General features: G+C 39.0%; 16 protein-coding genes, 3 tRNA genes, 2 rRNA genes and 9 pseudogenes. 15 read left to right on the plus strand and 15 right to left on the minus strand.

The features are described 5' to 3' along the window. Positions 1 to 14 precede the first annotated feature (14 nt). The 7 genes and pseudogenes from AYJ55_RS01460 to AYJ55_RS27720 all read left to right on the plus strand — a co-directional run. A tRNA-Ile gene (locus tag AYJ55_RS01460) sits at positions 15 to 91 on the plus strand. A gap of 67 nt (positions 92 to 158) precedes the next feature. Beyond that, a tRNA-Ala gene (locus AYJ55_RS01465) sits at positions 159 to 234 on the plus strand. Between the two features lie 305 nt (positions 235 to 539). Further along, a 23S ribosomal RNA gene (locus AYJ55_RS01470) occupies positions 540 to 3,443 on the plus strand. A 156-nt stretch (positions 3,444 to 3,599) separates the two neighbouring features. Beyond that, positions 3,600 to 3,715 (plus strand): 5S ribosomal RNA (gene rrf, locus AYJ55_RS01475). Positions 3,716 to 3,762: 47 nt separating this feature from the next. Then, a tRNA-Asp gene (locus AYJ55_RS01480) sits at positions 3,763 to 3,839 on the plus strand. A gap of 211 nt (positions 3,840 to 4,050) precedes the next feature. Further along, positions 4,051 to 4,839 carry an endonuclease/exonuclease/phosphatase family protein gene (locus AYJ55_RS01485; RefSeq protein WP_063653797.1) on the plus strand — a complete coding sequence of 263 codons (789 nt, stop codon included), beginning with the start codon at positions 4,051 to 4,053 and terminating at the stop codon, positions 4,837 to 4,839. Positions 4,840 to 4,942: 103 nt separating this feature from the next. After that, a pseudogene (locus AYJ55_RS27720) lies at positions 4,943 to 5,116 on the plus strand (IS701 family transposase); the annotation flags it as partial. Positions 5,117 to 5,611: 495 nt separating this feature from the next. Here the strand turns inward: AYJ55_RS27720 and AYJ55_RS01490 are convergent. After that, positions 5,612 to 5,827: a transposase gene (locus AYJ55_RS01490; protein WP_063653799.1), complete on the minus strand. Its 216-nt coding sequence runs from the start codon at positions 5,825 to 5,827 to the stop codon at positions 5,612 to 5,614. Positions 5,828 to 5,900: 73 nt separating this feature from the next. Here AYJ55_RS01490 and AYJ55_RS01495 point away from each other — a divergent pair, with 73 nt between their 5' ends. The 3 genes and pseudogenes from AYJ55_RS01495 to AYJ55_RS01510 form a co-directional block, all read left to right on the plus strand. Next, positions 5,901 to 6,266 (plus strand): IS630 transposase-related protein, encoded by a 366-nt coding sequence (locus AYJ55_RS01495; RefSeq protein ID WP_063653415.1) that lies wholly within the window; start codon positions 5,901 to 5,903, stop codon positions 6,264 to 6,266. After that, positions 6,235 to 6,723: an IS630 family transposase gene (locus AYJ55_RS01500; protein WP_063653499.1), complete on the plus strand. Its 489-nt coding sequence runs from the start codon at positions 6,235 to 6,237 to the stop codon at positions 6,721 to 6,723. Before AYJ55_RS01495 ends, AYJ55_RS01500 begins: the two co-directional genes overlap by 32 nt. Positions 6,724 to 7,247: 524 nt before the next feature. After that, positions 7,248 to 7,649 (plus strand): annotated as a pseudogene (locus AYJ55_RS01510) (ATP-binding protein); the annotation flags it as partial. 79 nt (positions 7,650 to 7,728) lie between these two features. Here AYJ55_RS01510 and AYJ55_RS01515 read toward each other — a convergent pair. Beyond that, on the minus strand, positions 7,729 to 9,102 hold the full coding sequence (locus AYJ55_RS01515) for an amino acid permease (protein WP_063654047.1): 1,374 nt from the start codon (positions 9,100 to 9,102) through the stop codon (positions 7,729 to 7,731). Positions 9,103 to 9,273: 171 nt separating this feature from the next. On the opposite strand from AYJ55_RS01515, the gene queE reads away from it, so the two are divergent. Continuing rightward, positions 9,274 to 9,948, plus strand: a complete 675-nt coding sequence (gene queE / locus AYJ55_RS01520) for a 7-carboxy-7-deazaguanine synthase QueE (RefSeq protein WP_063653802.1) — start codon at positions 9,274 to 9,276, stop codon at positions 9,946 to 9,948. A 42-nt stretch (positions 9,949 to 9,990) separates the two neighbouring features. On the opposite strand, the gene queD is transcribed toward queE, so the two are convergent. The 5 genes and pseudogenes from queD to AYJ55_RS31450 all read right to left on the minus strand — a co-directional run bounded on the left by queD (position 9,991) and on the right by AYJ55_RS31450 (position 12,185). After that, on the minus strand, positions 9,991 to 10,353 hold the full coding sequence (gene queD / locus AYJ55_RS01525; RefSeq protein WP_063653804.1) for a 6-carboxytetrahydropterin synthase QueD: 363 nt from the start codon (positions 10,351 to 10,353) through the stop codon (positions 9,991 to 9,993). A gap of 146 nt (positions 10,354 to 10,499) precedes the next feature. Continuing rightward, positions 10,500 to 10,932, minus strand: a pseudogene (locus AYJ55_RS35375) (IS701 family transposase); the annotation flags it as partial. 131 nt (positions 10,933 to 11,063) lie between these two features. Then, positions 11,064 to 11,312: pseudogene (locus AYJ55_RS01535) on the minus strand (IS21 family transposase); the annotation flags it as partial. A 50-nt stretch (positions 11,313 to 11,362) separates the two neighbouring features. After that, positions 11,363 to 11,824, minus strand: coding sequence for an IS630 family transposase (locus tag AYJ55_RS31445; protein WP_063654041.1), 462 nt, complete (start codon positions 11,822 to 11,824; stop codon positions 11,363 to 11,365). Beyond that, entirely contained in the window at positions 11,808 to 12,185 is a 378-nt protein-coding gene (locus AYJ55_RS31450; RefSeq protein ID WP_063653810.1) for an IS630 transposase-related protein, read from the minus strand. Before AYJ55_RS31450 ends, AYJ55_RS31445 begins: the two co-directional genes overlap by 17 nt. 113 nt (positions 12,186 to 12,298) lie before the next feature. Here AYJ55_RS31450 and AYJ55_RS01555 point away from each other — a divergent pair. Next, positions 12,299 to 13,462, plus strand: a pseudogene (locus AYJ55_RS01555) (IS3 family transposase). Between the two features lie 98 nt (positions 13,463 to 13,560). Here AYJ55_RS01555 and AYJ55_RS01560 read toward each other — a convergent pair. From AYJ55_RS01560 to cptA, 5 genes and pseudogenes are all read right to left on the minus strand, one after another. After that, on the minus strand, positions 13,561 to 14,460 hold the full coding sequence (locus AYJ55_RS01560; protein WP_063653812.1) for a transposase family protein: 900 nt from the start codon (positions 14,458 to 14,460) through the stop codon (positions 13,561 to 13,563). Positions 14,461 to 14,543: 83 nt separating this feature from the next. Beyond that, a pseudogene (locus AYJ55_RS01565) lies at positions 14,544 to 14,831 on the minus strand (helix-turn-helix domain-containing protein); the annotation flags it as partial. Between the two features lie 736 nt (positions 14,832 to 15,567). Continuing rightward, positions 15,568 to 16,059: an ABC transporter permease gene (locus tag AYJ55_RS01570; RefSeq protein ID WP_063653816.1), complete on the minus strand. Its 492-nt coding sequence runs from the start codon at positions 16,057 to 16,059 to the stop codon at positions 15,568 to 15,570. Positions 16,060 to 16,485: 426 nt separating this feature from the next. Further along, positions 16,486 to 17,721: a dicarboxylate/amino acid:cation symporter gene (locus tag AYJ55_RS01575; protein ID WP_063653818.1), complete on the minus strand. Its 1,236-nt coding sequence runs from the start codon at positions 17,719 to 17,721 to the stop codon at positions 16,486 to 16,488. An 859-nt stretch (positions 17,722 to 18,580) separates the two neighbouring features. After that, positions 18,581 to 19,440, minus strand: a pseudogene (cptA, locus tag AYJ55_RS30395) (phosphoethanolamine transferase CptA); the annotation flags it as partial. A gap of 28 nt (positions 19,441 to 19,468) precedes the next feature. Here cptA and AYJ55_RS01590 point away from each other — a divergent pair. Together AYJ55_RS01590 and AYJ55_RS01595 are read left to right on the plus strand one after the other, a co-directional pair. Next, positions 19,469 to 19,834, plus strand: coding sequence for an IS630 transposase-related protein (locus tag AYJ55_RS01590; protein WP_063653415.1), 366 nt, complete (start codon positions 19,469 to 19,471; stop codon positions 19,832 to 19,834). Beyond that, positions 19,803 to 20,291, plus strand: coding sequence for an IS630 family transposase (locus tag AYJ55_RS01595; RefSeq protein ID WP_063653499.1), 489 nt, complete (start codon positions 19,803 to 19,805; stop codon positions 20,289 to 20,291). Before AYJ55_RS01590 ends, AYJ55_RS01595 begins: the two co-directional genes overlap by 32 nt. Positions 20,292 to 20,311: 20 nt before the next feature. On the opposite strand, the pseudogene AYJ55_RS32425 reads toward AYJ55_RS01595, so the two are convergent. Beyond that, positions 20,312 to 20,467: pseudogene (locus tag AYJ55_RS32425) on the minus strand (sulfatase-like hydrolase/transferase); the annotation flags it as partial. Positions 20,468 to 20,577: 110 nt separating this feature from the next. Here AYJ55_RS32425 and AYJ55_RS01600 point away from each other — a divergent pair. Next, a pseudogene (locus AYJ55_RS01600) lies at positions 20,578 to 21,184 on the plus strand (IS982 family transposase); the annotation flags it as partial. Positions 21,185 to 21,209: 25 nt separating this feature from the next. Here the strand turns inward: AYJ55_RS01600 and AYJ55_RS01605 are convergent. Both AYJ55_RS01605 and AYJ55_RS01610 read right to left on the minus strand, forming a co-directional pair. Further along, the gene (locus AYJ55_RS01605; protein WP_162505291.1) at positions 21,210 to 21,743 is read right to left on the minus strand and encodes an IS630 family transposase; all 534 of its coding nucleotides are present in this window, start codon (positions 21,741 to 21,743) and stop codon (positions 21,210 to 21,212) included. Further along, on the minus strand, positions 21,667 to 22,032 hold the full coding sequence (locus AYJ55_RS01610; RefSeq protein WP_063653415.1) for an IS630 transposase-related protein: 366 nt from the start codon (positions 22,030 to 22,032) through the stop codon (positions 21,667 to 21,669). Before AYJ55_RS01610 ends, AYJ55_RS01605 begins: the two co-directional genes overlap by 77 nt. Positions 22,033 to 22,049: the final 17 nt, after the last annotated feature.

The following is a 22,049-nucleotide window of genomic DNA, read 5'->3' on the forward strand; positions in this document are numbered from 1 at the left end:
CAGAAGGTATCATTAGGCTTGTAGCTCAGGTGGTTAGAGCGCACCCCTGATAAGGGTGAGGTCGGTGGTTCAAGTCCACTCAGGCCTACCAACATTGCTGATGGATGTGGCTGAAAGGTAAGGTTAGCAGGAAGGTGTAATGATACGACAATCTTAATGGGGCTATAGCTCAGCTGGGAGAGCGCCTGCTTTGCACGCAGGAGGTCAGCGGTTCGATCCCGCTTAGCTCCACCATATTGCAAGATAAAATATAGATAAAAAGTTATTCAGAGCAGGCTGGCAACAGTATGCTGCGAATAATAATGCTCTTTAACAATCTGGAACAAGCTGAAAATTGAAACACACATTATTGAAAAATAGTGTGGAGAACTCTCAAAACTCCAATCAGTTGGGTTTTTGTTGTCATGATGAAAGCGTTATGAGCGAGCAGTCAGCCATTCGAGACGGCCAGCGCACAGCGAGCACTGCCCAATAAAGAATGGGTGGAGAGGTGCCCATAACCTAGCAAAAAGGCAGCGTAAGACACCTTCGGGTTGTGAGGTTAAGCGAATTAAGCGTACACGGTGGATGCCTAGGCAGTCAGAGGCGATGAAGGACGTGCTAATCTGCGAAAAGCGTCCGGTAAGCTGATATGAAAGCGTACTAGCCGGCGATGTCCGAATGGGGAAACCCAGTGCATTGATGCACTATCGTTTGATGAATCCATAGTCAAATGAGGCGAACCGGGGGAACTGAAACATCTCAGTACCCCGAGGAAAAGAAATCAACCGAGATTCCCCCAGTAGCGGCGAGCGAACGGGGAGCAGCCCAGAGTCAACATCAAAATTTACCGCAGGAGAAGGTCTGGAAAGGCCCGCAATAAAGGGTGATAGCCCCGTATCTGAAGCGGTAAGTGTTGTGAGCTCGAAGAGTAGGGCGGGACACGTGTTATCCTGTCTGAATATGGGGGGACCATCCTCCAAGGCTAAATACTCCTGACTGACCGATAGTGAACCAGTACCGTGAGGGAAAGGCGAAAAGAACCCCGTGAGGGGAGTGAAATAGAACCTGAAACCGTGTACGTACAAGCAGTAGGAGCATCCGAAAGGGTGTGACTGCGTACCTTTTGTATAATGGGTCAGCGACTTATATTCTGTAGCAAGGTTAACCGCATAGGGGAGCCGTAGGGAAACCGAGTCTTAACTGGGCGTTAAGTTGCAGGGTATAGACCCCGAAACCCGGTGATCTAGCCATGGCAGGTTGAAGGTTGGGTAACACTAACTGGAGGACCGAACCGACTAATGTTGAAAAATTAGCGGATGACTTGTGGCTGGGGGTGAAAGGCCAATCAAACCGGGAGATAGCTGGTTCTCCCCGAAAGCTATTTAGGTAGCGCCTCGTGAATTCATCTTCGGGGGTAGAGCACTGTTTCGGCTAGGGGGTCATCCCGACTTACCAACCCGATGCAAACTACGAATACCGAAGAATGTTATCACGGGAGACACACGGCGGGTGCTAACGTCCGTCGTGAAGAGGGAAACAACCCAGACCGCCAGCTAAGGTCCCAAAGTCATGGTTAAGTGGGAAACGAAGTGGGAAGGCTTAGACAGCCAGGATGTTGGCTTAGAAGCAGCCATCATTTAAAGAAAGCGTAATAGCTCACTGGTCGAGTCGGCCTGCGCGGAAGATGTAACGGGGCTAAACCATGCACCGAAGCTGCGGCAGCGACACTTAGGTGTTGTTGGGTAGGGGAGCGTTCTGTAAGCTGTAGAAGGTGGACTGAGAGGTCTGCTGGAGGTATCAGAAGTGCGAATGCTGACATAAGTAACGATAAAGCGGGTGAAAAACCCGCTCGCCGAAAGACCAAGGGTTCCTGTCCAACGTTAATCGGGGCAGGGTAAGTCGACCCCTAAGGCGAGGCTGAAAAGCGTAGTCGATGGGAAACGGGTTAATATTCCCGTACTAAGGGTTACTGCGAAGGGGGGACGGAGAAGGCTAGGCTATCCGGGCGACGGTTGTCCCGGTTTAAGCGAGTAGGTGGGTAGTGCAGGCAAATCCGCACTGCTACAACACTGAGACGTGATGACGAGCCACTAAGGTGGTGAAGTAGTTGATGCCCAGCTTCCAGGAAAAGCCTCTAAGCGATAGGTAATCATTAATCGTACCCCAAACCGACACAGGTGGTTAGGTAGAGAATACTCAGGCGCTTGAGAGAACTCGGGTGAAGGAACTAGGCAAAATGGTGCCGTAACTTCGGGAGAAGGCACGCTGGCATTAGGTGAAGGGTCTTGCATCCGGAGCGGAAGCCAGTCGAAGATACCAGCTGGCTGCAACTGTTTATTAAAAACACAGCACTGTGCAAACACGAAAGTGGACGTATACGGTGTGACGCCTGCCCGGTGCTGGAAGGTTAATTGATGGGGTAAGCCGTAAGGCGAAGCTCTTGATCGAAGCCCCAGTAAACGGCGGCCGTAACTATAACGGTCCTAAGGTAGCGAAATTCCTTGTCGGGTAAGTTCCGACCTGCACGAATGGCGTAATGATGGCCAGGCTGTCTCCACCCGAGACTCAGTGAAATTGAACTCGCTGTGAAGATGCAGTGTACCCGCGGCAAGACGGAAAGACCCCGTGAACCTTTACTATAGCTTGACACTGAACATTGAGCCTTGATGTGTAGGATAGGTGGGAGGCTTTGAAGTGTGGACGCCAGTCTGCATGGAGCCGACGTTGAAATACCACCCTTTAATGTTTGATGTTCTAACTTAGGCCCGTAACCCGGGCTGAGGACAGTGTCTGGTGGGTAGTTTGACTGGGGCGGTCTCCTCCCAAAGCGTAACGGAGGAGCACGAAGGTTGGCTAATCACGGTCGGACATCGTGAGGTTAGTGCAAAGGCATAAGCCAGCTTGACTGCGAGCGTGACAGCGCGAGCAGGTACGAAAGTAGGTCTTAGTGATCCGGTGGTTCTGAATGGAAGGGCCATCGCTCAACGGATAAAAGGTACTCCGGGGATAACAGGCTGATACCGCCCAAGAGTTCATATCGACGGCGGTGTTTGGCACCTCGATGTCGGCTCATCACATCCTGGGGCTGAAGTAGGTCCCAAGGGTATGGCTGTTCGCCATTTAAAGTGGTACGCGAGCTGGGTTTAGAACGTCGTGAGACAGTTCGGTCCCTATCTGTCGTGGGCGAAGGAAGATTGAGGGGGGCTGCTCCTAGTACGAGAGGACCGGAGTGGACGCACCACTGGTGTACAGGTTGTCATGCCAATGGCATCGCCTGGTAGCTAAGTGTGGAAGAGATAACCGCTGAAAGCATCTAAGCGGGAAACTTGCCTCAAGATGAGTCTTCCCTGACAGTAATGTCCTATAAGGGGTGTTCGAGACGAGGACGTAGATAGGCTGGGTGTGTAAGCGTAGCGATACGTTGAGCTAACCAGTACTAATGACCCGAGAGGCTTAACCTAACAACACCGAAGGTGTTTTTGAGAGAGAGAATTTTAGCTTGTTCAGAGATTGAATCTGGTCGAATTTTGCTGATGGCAGAGACTTGGTCGCGTACTGAGGTAGGTGAGCAGGCTGAAAGGCAGCGAAATGAGACGGGATAAATAAAAAAGAATTTGTCTGGCGGCAATAGCGCGGTGGTCCCACCTGACCCCATGTCGAACTCAGAAGTGAAATGCCGTAGCGCCGATGGTAGTGTGGGGTCTCCCCATGTGAGAGTAGGGAGCTGCCAGACTTTAATTTAATGCTAATGGGAAAGACCGTTAGTGAAATAAACCAGGTGGTGCGGTAGTTCAGTTGGTTAGAATACCGGCCTGTCACGCCGGGGGTCGTAGGTTCGAACCCCGTCCGCACCTCCAATAATATCGAAAGTAAGCCCTGTGAAAATATCACAGGGCTTTTTGTTGTTTATTAAAAAACTTGTCAAATATATAAATTTTTTTATAAAGTTGTTTTATTTTCATTTTTCTTGAACTTTAAGATGCAACTATGCTTCTAAATGATGAGTTTTATCTATTATCTATGTATTGGATAGATTAATAAATATTCGATTTTTAAGGGCTATTTGAGGTGGCAAAAAAAATTTATTCAGTGCGTTATATTGCTGGCCAGCCAGCAAAGCGTATTTTACCTGTATCTGAATATACGCTTGATGATGATTTACCTATAGGGATGCCACTATTCTCAGAAAGTGATGAATTAAGCATTGTTTCATGGAATATTTATAAGCAGCAACGCCCAAACTGGTATTCAGTTTTAAATAAATTAGTCATAGATAAACATTTGATTCTATTACAAGAAGCTCAAACTTCACCTCAACTTATTGATTTTGTCGTATCTCAACATTTAGTTGCTGATCAAGTGCCAGCAATTGTTTTCCCTCAACACGCTTCTGGGGTAATGACGTTAGCAAGATCTCATCCAATTTATTGTTGTCCATTGCGGGAAAAAGAGCCATTACTTTGGTTACCGAAATCAGCGTTAATTACCGTTTATCCATTACATAATGGCCGAAATTTAATGATTATTAATATTCATGCGGTTAATTTTAGTTTTGGGGTGGATATTTATAGTCGGCAGCTACACAATATAGGGGAGCATATTAAAAGACATCAAGGGCCAGTGATTTTTGCTGGGGATTTTAATACCTGGAGTCGACAACGTATAAATGCACTTAAACGTTTTACGCGCAGTTTACGGATGAAAGAAGTCAATTTTGACACTGATGAACGCACTATCATCTTTGGTTACCCATTAGATTATGTTTTTTATCGTAGTTTGACTCTTCTCGATGCAAAAGTGATTAAAACGCAATCTTCTGATCATAATCCCATTTCTGCCAAGTTTAGTATCAAATAGTTTTAATCAGAGAATAAAAAAATAGAAATGCTGACACAAGTTTCGCAAGCTCCGAAAAAGAAGTATAAAGTTCAAAACAAGAAAAAATTAGAGTGTTCATATTTTGTCCGGTTATCCATGCATTAAAGATATCTACAAAACATTCTTACAGGTGAGCAGTGTAAGATACTCTGGTTTAGCGTTATCAGAAGTAAGCCCATCGCCTTTATCTCATGACACTGTTAGCCGATGGCTAAAAAGTAGATGTTTTCGACCTAAAGACTTATGGCGATTAGTTCATGTATAAGAAATTAATACCCGAAATGGTTACTCATTAACCTGCGCCATGATGAAATCCTTTTTATTTTCTTCTAAATTTTGCCAAAATTATGTTGAAGGTTGAGATAAGGAACGGAATAGATGGTTAAAAAACGATTAATTATTAATCAATTTTGAACAAAAGGATAGATCTACCCTGTCGTGAGTTTTTATCGCCACCACAAACAAGCCAGATCATGGTGACGTGCCATAAGTTCTTTACGATTCAATCCAAAATTCATTTCTGCGAAAAGTAATTTTTTCCCACATAAGAGACAAGCAAGTGGATCGACTTTAAAAACGTGTTCACGAGTTTCGCACCAATAAAAAAACGCTCTATTTTTAAGTTTAATTCAGCATAATATATAAATAGATAAAATCTTATAAATTAAAAGCAACTTATTGTAATTTAAACAAATTTATACGTTTTAGTAACTTGCAAATTAACCATTGCTTTTAAGCCATTTCTGGAATTTTATATGCCTGTGCGAAACTCGTGGTGTTGATACATGTTTCGCCAGGTGACTTTTTTAGCGGGTTTTTTATCTTGCTGGGCTAAAGGATAAACAACCTCCGTTAACATTTTTCGCATCCGTGCTGATGGACTTAAAAAGCCGTAATAGCGGATCATGTGAAACCCTTTTTCTGGCACATGAGACGCAAACTGGGTAATAAATTCATCGGATGTCATGACCAGGTCTGTAGTGGTCAACTAAAATTGGCCACTATAGCTAGGCGACTTAATTTTGATTACAAGGTGTGTTATGAGTTATACAATTGATTTTCGACGTAAAGTAATATCTGTAAGGAAAGCCGAAGGTTTAACAATTCGAGAAACTGCGAAACAATTCCGTATTGGAAAAGCGTCTTTAGTACGTTGGCTTAAACGACCAGAGCCAAAAAATTCAACGCCACGTAAGAGGAAGCTCGATAAAAATGCTTTAGCAAAAGATGTGGAACAGTATCCAGATGCTTACCAAAAGGAACGGGCAGAGCGATTCGGTGTTTGTAAAAAGACTATTTGGCAATCCCTTAAAAAGCTGGGATTAACCTATAAAAAAAACTCTATTCCATCCAAAAACCAACGAAAGCGACAGGCTGGCACATCAGCAAAAAAGACAACAGTATGAAAAAAAAGATAAATCTGTTGTTTTTATTGATGAAAGTGGTTTTTCACATGACACTCCACGAACTCACGGCTATTCCCCAAAAGGTCACCGTTGTTTTGGCCTGAAAAACTGGGGTGCTAAGGGAAGAACAAATGTTATTGGCGCTTTATTGGGAACAACCCTTTTTGCTATCGGATTATTTGATTGCAATATTAATCGTGATGTTTTTTATGTTTGGATCACAAAAATATTGCTCCCAGAACTTCCTGAAAATTCTGTTATTTTTATGGACAACGCTAGCTTTCACAAAGGTAAGAATATTGAACAGGCAATTATAAACGCAGGACACCAGATAGAATATTTGCCTGTGTATTCACCAGATTTAAATCCTATAGAACATAAATGGTCTCAAGCTAAACGTAAAAAGATGGAAACAGGATGCACTATCGATGACCTGTTTTTAATACATATGCTGTAATCAAAATTAAGTCGCCTAGCTATACAATACGCTTAATATCCGTATCGTACCGCCCCTTGAATCTGTCAATTTGCAACACTCAATCAGCGTATATGAAGCATTGCTGGGAGGTGAACATGTTATTGCATGAACAAATTGAACACCTGTATGAGTCATTGAAATTAAATTCTGTTCCGACTCATTGGTCATCACTTGCCGAACAGTGCATCGCCCAAGACAAAAGCTACGGAGAGTTTTTACTGTCCCTCACGAGTTTCGCACCAATAAAAAAACGCTCTATTTTTAAGTTTAATTCAGCATAATATATAAATAGACAAAATCTTATAAATTAAAATCAACTTATTGTAATTTAAATAAATTTATACGTTTTAGTAACTTGCAAATTAACCATTGCTTTTAAGCCATTTCTGGAATTTTATATGCCTGTGCGAAACTCGTGGAGTATTTTAACGAAATATGCGTATTCAACTATTTGAATAGCAAGACTTTCACTTTATTTCTTATCCCGAACTCAGGTTGGATTAGGATTAAAAGCAGTACAGGCCAAGAGGAAAACCCGCTTTACGACAGCGGCTGAACTGATGTTGCAACTCTCAACGGCTAAACGACAAAATAAGCTCAAACAATATCTATCACGTTCGGTGATGGCACCGAAGTTGTTGATCATAGATGAGATTGGATACCTACCGTTTGGGCGAGAGGAAGCAAACCTATTTTTTAATGTGATTGCCAAGCGTTATGAGTATGGCAGTGTTATATTGACGAGTAACTTATCATTTGGGCAATGGCCCAGTGCCTTTGCTGATGACGTAACATTAACCACCGCTATGCTTGATCGTTTACTTCATCATTCGCATGTACTGCAATTGAGCGGTGAAAGTTATCGATTGAAAGATAAGCGGCGCTCAGGAGCAATAACCGAGTAAAATAGTGGATCAATGCTGATTTGGCATTTCTATTTTAAATATTAGGTTTGCACTCCGATAATGATTTTAGTTATCAATGCTATTTTATTGATATATTTTCTTTTTTAATAAATAAGTAGTAAGTAATTGACAAGCATACGATCCAAATCATTCCTACGATCAGCGCAACGCGTGTATCTTTGAAAAAGCCTAACAGCATGATGACAAACACCATAAATAAGATGGTGATGAATGGACCAATCGGCCAAAATGGTACTTTAAATTTCAGTTTGCTTGCCGTTTTAGCGCTCATTTTACGGCGCATAGCAACTTGGGAAAGCAAGATCATTAACCAAACCCAGACGGTTGCGAATGTTGCTAAAGAGGCAATTATTACAAAAATATCTTTTGGAATAATATAATTGAGATAAACGCCGATCAGCATAATTACCGACATAACAACCACTGTCATCCAGGGAACACCAGTGCCGCTAACTTTCATAAATGAACGAGGTGCTTGCCCTTCCTGAGCCATACCATACATCATACGGCCAGCTCCAAAGATATCACTGTTAATAGCAGATATAGCAGCTGTAATGACAACAATATTTAAGATATTAGCGGCAGAAGTGATATTTAAATTGGCAAAAATTTGTACAAATGGACTACCATTCTGTCCAATTTGGTTCCAAGGAAAAATGCACATTAAGACGAATAGCGTTAAACCATAAAATAGTAATATACGCAATGGCACAGCGTTAATGGCTTTAGGGATAGTTTTTTCTGGTTCTTTAGCTTCACTTGCAGTAATGCCGATCACTTCAATACCACCAAAGGCGAACATAACGATTGCTAGTGAGGCAATAATTCCTTCTACACCATTAGGCATAAAGCCACCATGTTGCCAAAGGTTAAATAAACCTGTTGCATGATGTTCGGTTCCTTGCCCAAAACCAAATAACATGATTGTACCACCACCAATGATCATCGCAATAATAGCAATCACTTTAATAATTGATAACCAGAATTCCATTTCACCGAAAATTTTCACATGACACAAGTTCAATGCGCCAATAAATAGGACAATACTTAATACCCATATCCATTGTTCAACTTGAGGAAACCAAAAGCGCATATAAGTGCCAAAGGCAGTTACATCGGCTAGACAAACAATTAACATCTCAAAGATATAATTCCATCCAGTAAGAAAACCGGCTAATGGCCCCATATAGTGGCTGGCATACTGAGAAAAAGAACCTGGTACAGGGTGGTGGACTGCCATTTCACCCAGTGCTCGCATAACCATAAAAACTGCTGCTCCACCAATCATATAGGCAAGTAGTACTGCTGGGCCGGCAGCCTGTATTGCTGAAGCTGAACCATAAAAAAGCCCTGTACCAATTGCAGAGCCTAGCGCCATGAAGCGAATGTGCCTGCCAGTCAATCCCGGTTTAAGTTGATTTGTATTGTTCATGTGTTGTCTTTCCATCTTTCTTTTTAATGTGCTGGATATGCTCCCGGTTCATAACCTAAATGGTTTTGATAACTACAAAGCACAAGTTTTTTACCATAACATAAAGAAAGGTGTTCTAGGGATAGATATCTGCAATAATAGGCAAATTATTAAGTTATTTTAGAGAACGTCATGGATTATCCAATTAATCAAATTTTTCAAACAATACAGGGAGAGGGCTATTTTACTGGAGTAGCAGCAATTTTTATTCGTTTACAGGGTTGTCCGGTCGGGTGTAGTTGGTGTGATACTAAACATACTTGGGCTAAAAATAAGCAACAACAACGACCATTATCGATAATCTTAGCTAAAAAGATCGAAAGTGACGAGTGGGCAGCGTGTAGTTCAGAACAAATTATTGATTTATTTGAACAGAATAATTATACCGCTCGTCATATCGTCATTACAGGTGGAGAGCCTTGTTTATATGATCTAACCGAATTAACTGATAACTTAGAAAAAAAAGGTTATCAGTGCCAAATCGAGACGAGTGGGACACATAATATTTATTGTTCTGAAAAAACTTGGGTAACTGTATCACCAAAAGTGGCGATGCGTGGCGGTTTTAGTATATTGCCGGCAGCGTTAAATCGAACCAATGAAATTAAACATCCTGTCGGGCGTCAAAAAGATATTGATGCATTAGAATCTTTGATTAATCAACTTGAGCCCAATCATCCTGCACCACATATTTGTTTACAACCGATTAGTCAAAACGCTAATGCGACTCAGCTTTGTATTGAAACCTGTATTAAACGTAATTGGCGGTTATCGGTTCAAATGCATAAATATCTAGATATCGCTTAATAGTACTCAGCACCAATCGGTGCTGAAAATAAAGGGCGGGGTTTATTCGCCGCGATAAATACAACCTGCATTACAAGTTTCTTTAATCATTATCGAACTTAATTGTGGCAAAATGGGTTTCATTTTATGCCAAATCCAACGTGCAATAACTTCACTAGTAGGATTTTCTAATCCTTCTATGTCATTAAGATAATGATGATCTAATTGTTGCCATAAAGGTTTAAAAGCTTTAGAAATATCGCTAAAGTCAACGATCCAGCCTGTTTGTTGATCAATTTCACCGGTTAATTCTAATCTGACCATAAATGAGTGCCCATGTAAACGTCCACATTTATGCCCTGTGGGAACATGGGGTAGTCGATGGGCAGCCTCAAATTGAAAGTCTTTAAAAATTGTTGCGCTCATTGTGGCACCTATCAATTGTATTAATGCAAACATTTTATCTGAATGAGTGCATTTTTTATATTAGAAACTTTTGATTAATTAATCTCATTATGTGAGTTAAAAATAACTTAATCATTTTAAAAATGAGATATGGTTATATTATCTTAAGCGAGCATTTCGGAAAAGTGCGTGTTTTTTGTTTTTCCATCAGAATCTTTATCATAAATACGATAATCAATAGGAATTGATTCAACAGTTGTTAGATTATGACAAAGTAAATTAACTAAACCTATGCCAGCAATAACATCATGTTCATTACCTGAATATTGATAATGGACCATCTCTATTTTTTTACTACGTGTTTTGGCAATCAATGTATCATCGGCAATTAGTACGCAAGGGCTTTTTTTTGTCTATAGAAGGTTGAACTAATCGCCATAAGTCTTTAGGTCGAAAACATCTACTTTTTAGCCATCGGCTAACAGTGTCATGAGATAAAGGCGATGGGCTTACTTCTGATAACGCCAAACCAGAGTATCTTACACTGCTTACTTGTAAGAATGTTTTATAGATATTTTTAATGCATGGATAACCGGACAAAATATGAACACTCTAATTTTTTCTTGTTTTGAACTTTATACTTCTTTTTTGGAGATTGCGAAACTCGTGTTTGATTGATCGTATTTAGCTAAAAAGTGGATCAGTTTTCGGTGATCGTTGACAGCGGTATTTAATGGTATGATAAAGCTGTTTTTTAAATAGTGGTTAAAGCGCTCTATTTTACCTTTCGTTTTTGCCCTGTATGGCTTGCAAGCGCTCAATTTAAACCCGTAATCTTTCGACATCTGAAGAAGCATTTCGACATGTAATTTATGTTCACCTTCTGCATAAGCATCTCGTTCGATGATGAGTGCTTTTGCGTTATCACATAATACTTGCTGTGGCACACCACCAAAATAGTCGAAAGCTTCTTTTAAACCTTGTTGCCAGGTTTTTGTCCGCTCATTATAGCTAGGCGACTTAATTTTGATTACAGCATATGTATTAAAAACAGGTCATCGATAGTGCATCCTGTTTCCATCTTTTTACGTTTAGCTTGAGACCATTTATGTTCTATAGGATTTAAATCTGGTGAATACACAGGCAAATATTCTATCTGGTGTCCTGCGTTTATAATTGCCTGTTCAATATTCTTACCTTTGTGAAAGCTAGCGTTGTCCATAAAAATAACAGAATTTTCAGGAAGTTCTGGGAGCAATATTTTTGTGATCCAAACATAAAAAACATCACGATTAATATTGCAATCAAATAATCCGATAGCAAAAAGGGTTGTTCCCAATAAAGCGCCAATAACATTTGTTCTTCCCTTAGCACCCCAGTTTTTCAGGCCAAAACAACGGTGACCTTTTGGGGAATAGCCGTGAGTTCGTGGAGTGTCATGTGAAAAACCACTTTCATCAATAAAAACAACAGATTTATCTTTTTTTTTCATACTGTTGTCTTTTTTGCTGATGTGCCAGCCTGTCGCTTTCGTTGGTTTTTGGATGGAATAGAGTTTTTTTATAGGTTAATCCCAGCTTTTTAAGGGATTGCCAAATAGTCTTTTTACAAACACCGAATCGCTCTGCCCGTTCCTTTTGGTAAGCATCTGGATACTGTTCCACATCTTTTGCTAAAGCATTTTTATCGAGCTTCCTCTTACGTGGCGTTGAATTTTTTGGCTCTGGTCGTTTAAGCCAACGTACTAAAGACGCTTTTCCAATACGGAATTGTTTCGCAGTTTCTCGAATTGTTAAACCTTCGGCTTTCCTTACAGATATTACTTTACGTCGAAAATCAATTGTATAACCCATAACACACCTTGTAATCAAAATTAAGTCGCCTAGCTATATCTGTAGTGGCATACTAAATTTGGCCACCTAAGTTGAGGTGATATGCTTACCTCATAATTTTTATAGGTGCCGAAATGAGTAAAATAATTACTGCTGAATTTAAATGTGAAACCGCCAAATTAGTCCTTGACCAAAATTACACCTACCAGGAAGCCGCGAAAGGCATGAACGTCAGTCTTTCAGCGATTAGCCGGTGGGTAAGAGCCCTTCGTTTAGAACGTCAAGGGAAAACATCGCCTGGTCTGCCATTAACACCTGAACAAATTGAGTTCAGAGAAATGAAGAAAAAAATCCACCGGCTGGAAATGGAGAATGACATCTTAAAAAAGGCTACTGCGCTCTTAATGTCCGACTCACTGAAAAATTTTCGGTAGTTGAAAAGCTAAGAGTGCTTTATCCGGTGAAAACTTTGTGTCGTATTTTTAATGTTCACTGAAGCAGTTATCGCTATTGGTGTCGGCCTAAGGAGCCAGATATTGAGCGGACGATAAAACGTAGCCTAGTCAGCGAAGCGTGGAACGTTAGTGGCGGCTCTGCTGGCGCAAGGACTATCGCCACGATGGTTACCAATACACACAACGTGAAACTTGGGCGGTGGTTTAGCGGGTAAGTTGATGAAGGAGTTAATCATCGTCAGTTGCCAAGAGCGAAAACATAAATACAACCGCGGTGGAAATGAACATATTGATATTCCCAATCTTCTCAATAGGCAGTTCGCTGTTACCAAGCCTGACCAGGTTTGGTGCGGCGATGTAACCTATATTTGGACAGGCTCACGATGGGCCTATCTGGCCGTGGTATTAGATTTGTTTGCCCGAAAACCGGTGGGCTGGGCAATGTCATTTTCACCAGATTCGGAATTAACGACCAAAGCACTACAAATGGCTTGGGAACTGCGTGGGCATCCCAAACAGGTGATGTTCCATAGTGATCAAAGTCATTACATCAGTCGTCAGTATAGGCAGGCATTGTGGCGTTATCAGATGACCCAAAGTATGAGTCGCAGAGGGAACTGTTGGGATAATAGTCCGATGGAACGATTCTTCCGTAGTCTGAAGACCGAATGGGTGCCAACGACTGGCTACCAAAGCTTTAGTGCTGCTCAGTCAGCCATTATTCGCTACATAACCCACTACTATAGCGATATAAGACCGCACTGGTATAACGGTGGATTAACGCCAAACGAATCAGAGCGGCTGTTCCATGAACAGTCAGGTAGGGTGGCCAATTTTAGTTGACCACTACAAACGCCACTCCCCGAAACAAAAATGCCTTTTTTTCTTAAAGCGTGTTGCTTAATAGTGAAATAAGGGTATTTCGGTGATTGAAGTAAATTTTAGGCTGTTCTGAGATGGAAATTCCAAAGACCGGCACTAAGGAGTAAAAAGGTATCATCAATAAAGGGTCTACGATTCCGTAAAATTTGGGTCATACAACCGAGGCGCTTGATACCCGCGATGGCGTGTTCAACCGTAATACGGATGCCCGAGATTATTTTATTTTCTTGTTTTTGTTCAGGCGATAAAGGTCTTTTTCGAGTTCCTTTTTTTGGGATTTGTGTATTAGGATGCTGTTTATCTATACCTTGAAAACCGGTATCGGCCCAGATGGTTACCTCAGGGGGAATATGGCGAATTATATCGACTTTATCGAGTAAGCGTTTATCGTGACGGCGCCCATTTTTGATCATGGGGATAAATCCAATTTTCCTCGTTTCGTCAGTCATAATAAGCCCTTTTCGAGTGGTCTGTCTTTTCTTTCCCGAATACATTTTTTTTCGCCGACGCAGATTCTTAGGCTTTTGGACAGGTCGCTCTGTCCCATCAATAAAGACGTCTTTAACTCCAGGAAAGGCGCGAAAAAATTCCTCAGCAGAGCGAATTTGACGAGCGGGCAAAACACATTCTCGCCCCAAGGTCATCTCTAAAACCGGCAATAATATTTTTACCCAGCGACATACCCGTGTTCTATCTAAACCAAAAAGAAGTCCTTGCAAATCATAGGTCGGATAACATTTTAAATACAATAAAATAAAAAGCAGTTTATCTAATGGGGTTGGGATAAATCCTTTCTGCCCTGCACCCATTTGCCGCTCGTGATCTTTTCGATTCTTTTTCCGATAAATCAAATAACAAGCTGAAAATTCAGCGGCTAAATTTTTCAATTCTTCGACTGATAATCCAATGATTGCTTTACATAAACGATTATCTCGTAACAACCGCTCTTTGTTGATCATTTCAAACCGTTATTTTCTAAGTTAAACCTCTTTTTATTGTCTATAGCGTGACAAAAAATGCAAGTCTCTATTCAGCAACTATTTTTTAGTTCATTACTACTGCGGTGTTGACCATGTGCAGGGTATTCAATCGCATACTCAACTACAGCGCTTTCAATCTGTTCATCTACTCTATTTTTTACGTTAGGCACCCGTCGATTTTGATTAATTAAAGCGTCTATCCCACCATCGTTAACAAGTTCCTGGTAGCGATAAAACGTATCTCGGGATACCCCCATGATCTTACAGGCTTTTGAGACGTTATTAAGCTCTTCAGCAAGGTTAAGTAACCCGACTTTATGTTTGATGATAGGATTATTTGTTTGATACATAGAATTACCTTTTATTTAATTATCTAATGATGTTAATTAAAACCGGTAACGCTCTTTTTTAAATCAGAGCTGTCAGATTAAGTTAAGACTAATATACGATATTATTTTATGGTAGTTATATTAGCGTTCTTAAGTTAATAACGTTAGTATTATTAACAAGAACAAATGATTAGCTTGGATTTTATTTTTGTAAATCGGTGATATTGAATGAAAATATTTTGCTGATGATATTAACTCATTTCTGGTTAAGCCTGATTAATTTAGTAAAATCGAATTAGTTTTATTTGCTTAGCTGTTACCTATATAAACAATAGTAAAATAAATACTCTAATAACTATTTGTTTTAAAAAAGTATAAAACTGAATTTTTATTTTTCTGTTAATTCAATGTTTATCTAATAGCTTATCATGACTAGTGAAAATATCATGCTATTTATGTCGCAGCTATTACCACCAATTTGGGCTCTGGGTAAAGACATTGCGAATATACTATTTTCGTAAACTATTTTTGGTGTAATAAATCTGGCAACTATTTCAATGAACATGTCACAGTATTAATTTCAAATTATTATAAATTTTTATGATCAATCTTGCTAAGTTAAAAAAAGAGGCCAGAGAAATACTGGCCTTATCAGGTTAGAAGGAAGTGTAAAACAATATTATTCTTATTTCGATGGTTCTAACTACAATTAACTTTTTAATAATATTTTCTTTTAATTCATTAAACTAATTGAATTTTATTGTTTTTGTGATTGAGAATTTTGTTGCATGATTGCCGCTTTTTCTTTAGCGCTTTCACTTAAAGCGTTTGCCTTATTGGTCAGATTATCTTTAGCCGCTGCTGTTTTATCAGATAATGTCTGTACTTCAGAATTAACCCCTTCTTTAACTTGGGTTGCTTTTTCTTTGGCTTGATTTGTGGCTTCAGTGGCTTTATCTGAAATATTTTGTTGCAACTCTGATGTTTTTTGTTTGGTTGTTTCTTTTAATTGGTCTGCTTTTGTTGATAGTTTATCAGCTTCTTCAGCAGCTTTATTTTTTATGTCGGTTGCAGCTTCTTTCGCATCATTAACCACTTTTTTAGCTTTTTCTGCACCAGACTGTTTTATTTGTTCAGCGCTTTCCTTGGTCTGTTGGATGGCATCGCCTACTTTAGGTGATTCATCACAAGCAGTAACAGCAGTTATTATACCCGCCAAGATTAGCATACTTAGAATTTTTTTGTTCATTGATAGGTTCCTTTCTCTATATTCATGGACGATCATAAATAAGTGTATAATCAATAAAAAGACTTTAACATTATAGATACATCTATTAGATAAAGACATAAGACTGGATATAAGATTTTAACAACATAACAACTTGATATGTATAACTCTGTAGCTTATGTCCGTTATCCATTAAGCATAGATGAGAATTAGAAGAATGAAAAAAAATTACCATCAGTAATTGTACTAAAAATGAAAATGGCTAATCCTTCTTAAGTTGAATTAATTAAATACTTAAAATCAATCAAGCATATTATATCTTAAGTAAATAAGCCGCGCCCATAGGCGCGTCTTGTTGTTCTATTTAGCTGGAATATTATCTATTATTAAGATTTCAAACTGATTTTATCTGTAAAAAAAAATTATCGGATTTTTCTTCGGTGTGCTTCAGCAACCGTCGCCATAGTGTTCACCTTCCCAGCGACCAACCAGTGCCGATCCCATGGCATTACTCATGACATTAGTTGCTGAACGTCCCATATCTAAGAAAGGATCAATACCCATTAATAAAATTAAGCCGGCTTCTGGAATATTAAATTTACTTAGTGTCGCTGCAATAACGACCAACGATGCCCTTGGTATACCAGCCATACCTTTAGATGTCAGCATCAAAATCAACAACATAGTGATTTGTTCACCCATACTTAAATGGATATTACATGCTTGACCGATAAAGATAACTGCAAATGAACAATAAGCCATTGAACCAACAAGGTTGAATGAGTAACCAATTGGTAAAACAAAGCTAGCAATCTTATTAGAAATACCAAACTGTTCCAGCTTTTCTAAAGTATCAGGAAAAGCCGCTTCAGAACTTGAAGTGGTGAAAGCGAGTAAAGCCGGTTCCATGATGTTTTTGACTAAGCGTAAAATGCATGGGCCAACGATTAACACGGATACCCCAATTAAGATCACCCAGAGTAACGCTAGAGTAAAGTAAAATTCTCCCATAAAAATGCTAGTACTGATCAGTACACTCAATCCGCGTTCAGCAATCATGGCTGAGATAGCAGCAAAAACAGTAATAGGGGCAAAAAGCATAACGTAGCTTGTCAGCTTTAACATTACGTAAACCAGTGAATCTAGAATTTTAATAATCGGTTCACCTTTTTTATCTATGGCAGATAAGCTGCATCCCATAAAAATTGAGAAAATTACAATCTGTAAAATCTCATTACGCGACATCGCATCAATGATACTAGTAGGTATAGCATGGACAATAAAATTGTGGAAAGAAAAGGTCGTTGGTTCGATATTTGTCACCGTTGAATTGGTATCTGCCACGAAATTGATACCTACTCCTGGTGTAAGAATATTAACAATAACCAAGCCAATGGTAATTGAAATGAAAGATGCGACCATGAACAGTAACAACGTTTTTGAGAAAACACGCCCTAACGTTTTGGCATCACCCATTTTGGCGATCCCGACGATCAAAGTTGAAATAATTAATGGTGCAATAATCATTTTAATCAAACGCAAAAAAATATCTGTAATGATCGAAATATTTTTGGCGTAGCTGGCGGTTACGTCTGTATTGGTGAATGAATTTAATGCAAATCCAACTATTATCCCTGCGATCAGGCCTACAATAATCCAAGTGGTTAAACTTTTCGATTTCATAATGATTCCGTTTTAGTCAGGCCGGTATTAGATCTCATATTATTTAACAAACCCACGAGTTTTGCACCAATAAAAAAACGCTCTATTTTTAAGTTTAATTCAGCATAATATATAAATAGACAAAATCTTATAAATTAAAAGCAACTTATTGTAATTTAAACAAATTTATACGTTTTAGTAACTTGCAAATTAGCCATTGCTTTTAAGCCATTTCTGGAATTTTATATGCCTGTGCGAAACTCGTGAAGCCCTGAATTAGTATTTCAGTGTTATTACCTAAGTTATCCTTTCCTTTAATTGTGTTAAATAAATGTATTTAAAATGAGAAATAATATCGATTTGTTTTTATCGAAATTGATACAATATCCTAGTATAGATACATGTTTAGTATCAAGTTAACTGAATATTTATATTGATTATTTGTTATTTAATTAAGTGTTAAATTTCATGTCAAAAATGATTTAGATTATTTATTATTAAGCACGTTAGTATTTTTATTTTGTCTGTAATACTACAGTGCAGAATGATAACCATAACAGTATTAAAGTGAACAAACCATATAATTTAATGAATAATTTTAAATTTTGTGACTTAACGAGCTGATATTATTAGTTTATTTAATTAATAAAATGTTCTAGTAATAGCGGCTATTTGACTTTTTTTACCATTATTAACTAAAATTTAGCTTTTTAGTTATTGATTAATTGATATCTTAAACAAAAGTATGCCACTAGCAAATTGTTTGAAAATTAGCCAGGTTAAAACTGGTTATCAGATATGATTTGTATCTATAAATTTTATGATTAATGGTGTTAGTCTCCCCTAAGAATTAACCAGGGGAGAGGAATAAATCAAAGGACTATTTTTTTAGTTGATCATAGGTTTTTAGTGGTTGTTGTTTGTTATAAGGATCACCAATATAGCGGGGAGAAGGTTGAAAATCTTTGTTAATGACACTTTTACTGACATCCAATCCATCATAATCAAGCCCGGCTAAATCTGACAAAGTGTGGATCAAATGCATAATACTGCAGGGCCTATTTACCATGGTATCTAAATGGCGTTGGTGAGTATTAATCCATTGGGGTGATTGCTAGATAATAAAAGGGAGCTCATACAGTAGGGCGGGTTGGTGCTGCTTCATTACGACCTAATATATGATGTGGCAGTGTGTCAAAAACTTCTTCTCCAAGATCAGAAAAATAGACTAAAAAACCGTTTTCGTTAGATGCAGCAAAATCTCTAATTAGTGTTGCCACTACCTTATCGTTGAAGTGTTGTGCACTATCATAGTCGTTATAATCGGCTTGATCACTTTTACCCAAATTGGTGGGCATAGTATCTGTTTTATTATCAAATATTCCCTCATCTTTAGGGTAACGATAGGCATATTTCATGTGGGTGCCAAGTAAATGGACAATGATGAATTTCTTTTCTGCTGGATCTTTTAATACTTCATTGAATGGTGCTAATACTGATGTGTCATATTGGCGTGACTTTGCGCCATATCGGTGTTTAGATAATATTGTTTATCTGTCGGCGCGAAAATGCGGTTAACATCGTATTACGCTGAGTTATGGTTTGCTGATTGGTGATCCAGAAAGTTTTATAACCTGCTTGCTTCATCATATTCATTAACGAAGGAGCTGTTTTATAAAGTTCTGGGTGTAATTGATCGGCAAAAGTTAATGCTTGTTGTAACACTTCGATATAGCTAGGCGACTTAATTTTGATTACAAGGTGTGTTATGAGTTATACAATTGATTTTCGACGTAAAGTAATATCTGTAAGGAAAGCCGAAGGTTTAACAATTCGAGAAACTGCGAAACAATTCCGTATTGGAAAAGCGTCTTTAGTACGTTGGCTTAAACGACCAGAGCCAAAAAATTCAACGCCACGTAAGAGGAAGCTCGATAAAAATGCTTTAGCAAAAGATGTGGAACAGTATCCAGATGCTTACCAAAAGGAACGGGCAGAGCGATTCGGTGTTTGTAAAAAGACTATTTGGCAATCCCTTAAAAAGCTGGGATTAACCTATAAAAAAAACTCTATTCCATCCAAAAACCAACGAAAGCGACAGGCTGGCACATCAGCAAAAAAGACAACAGTATGAAAAAAAAGATAAATCTGTTGTTTTTATTGATGAAAGTGGTTTTTCACATGACACTCCACGAACTCACGGCTATTCCCCAAAAGGTCACCGTTGTTTTGGCCTGAAAAACTGGGGTGCTAAGGGAAGAACAAATGTTATTGGCGCTTTATTGGGAACAACCCTTTTTGCTATCGGATTATTTGATTGCAATATTAATCGTGATGTTTTTTATGTTTGGATCACAAAAATATTGCTCCCAGAACTTCCTGAAAATTCTGTTATTTTTATGGACAACGCTAGCTTTCACAAAGGTAAGAATATTGAACAGGCAATTATAAACGCAGGACACCAGATAGAATATTTGCCTGTGTATTCACCAGATTTAAATCCTATAGAACATAAATGGTCTCAAGCTAAACGTAAAAAGATGGAAACAGGATGCACTATCGATGACCTGTTTTTAATACATATGCTGTAATCAAAATTAAGTCGCCTAGCTATAGTGTAAGGGCGTGAGGTAACTACGTCGTTGAATACTTTGAAATTATTTGGGTTTTGTGCTTTTAATGCGCTTAACAGTGGTGTTGTTTGGCGGCCATATCCATATAAACTCATGCGGTTTCGACTTGTCGATTCACCAATGACTAACCTGAGTTCGGGATAAGAAATAAAGTGAAAGTCCTGCTATTCAAATAGTTGAATGCGCATATTTCGTTAAAATACTCTAACAATCTGGTTAAAGATTAGAGCATTATTAAACAATTATGGAAAATCTTACTGAACTTTATTGCCTGATGGATGATTTTTGTAAAGACTTCGAGCCAAAAATGCATGAAGCGTCGTAGACGGTCTACTCAGCTTTCATTGGCTGAAATGATGACACTGGTTGTTTTGTTTCATCAACTCCGATTCAGCCAATTCAAGGTATTTTATCTCTATCATGTCCGTTTATATCTCAGGAAGGAATTTCCTAACTTGCCATCATATTCACGCTGCGTAGAGTCACTTCCGCGCAGTGCCTTAGCTTTAACGGCACTGTTTGAGTCAATTAAGGGAAAGTGCACGGGTCTGTCGGTTGCCGATTCTACTCCGATAGCTGTGTGTGATAACTTACGGATCCGCCGGCATAAAGTCTTCGATGGGATAGCTGAACGAGGAAAAACCTCAACAGGTTGGTTCTTTGGTTTCAAACTTCATGTAATTATCAATCATTTGGGGGAAATACTCAGTTTTCGACTTACACCAGGAAACACAGATGATCGGAAACCATTACCTGAGCTGATAAAAGCTCTTTCTGATTGTTTGTATGCGGATAAAGGGTATTTATCGGCTTCACTGAAACAGCAACTGAAAACAATGGGAATTAACCTTATATAGCTAGGCGACTTAATTTTGATTACAGCATATGTATTAAAAACAGGTCATCGATAGTGCATCCTGTTTCCATCTTTTTACGTTTAGCTTGAGACCATTTATGTTCTATAGGATTTAAATCTGGTGAATACACAGGCAAATATTCTATCTGGTGTCCTGCGTTTATAATTGCCTGTTCAATATTCTTACCTTTGTGAAAGCTAGCGTTGTCCATAAAAATAACAGAATTTTCAGGAAGTTCTGGGAGCAATATTTTTGTGATCCAAACATAAAAAACATCACGATTAATATTGCAATCAAATAATCCGATAGCAAAAAGGGTTGTTCCCAATAAAGCGCCAATAACATTTGTTCTTCCCTTAGCACCCCAGTTTTTCAGGCCAAAACAACGGTGACCTTTTGGGGAATAGCCGTGAGTTCGTGGAGTGTCATGTGAAAAACCACTTTCATCAATAAAAACAACAGATTTATCTTTTTTTTCATACTGTTGTCTTTTTTGCTGATGTGCCAGCCTGTCGCTTTCGTTGGTTTTTGGATGGAATAGAGTTTTTTTTATAGGTTAATCCCAGCTTTTTAAGGGATTGCCAAATAGTCTTTTTACAAACACCGAATCGCTCTGCCCGTTCCTTTTGGTAAGCATCTGGATACTGTTCCACATCTTTTGCTAAAGCATTTTTATCGAGCTTCCTCTTACGTGGCGTTGAATTTTTTGGCTCTGGTCGTTTAAGCCAACGTACTAAAGACGCTTTTCCAATACGGAATTGTTTCGCAGTTTCTCGAATTGTTAAACCTTCGGCTTTCCTTACAGATATTACTTTACGTCGAAAATCAATTGTATAACTCATAACACACCTTGTAATCA

Origin of the sequence: Candidatus Arsenophonus triatominarum (genome assembly GCF_001640365.1) — a bacterium.
Classification (GTDB): domain Bacteria; phylum Pseudomonadota; class Gammaproteobacteria; order Enterobacterales; family Enterobacteriaceae; genus Arsenophonus; species Arsenophonus triatominarum.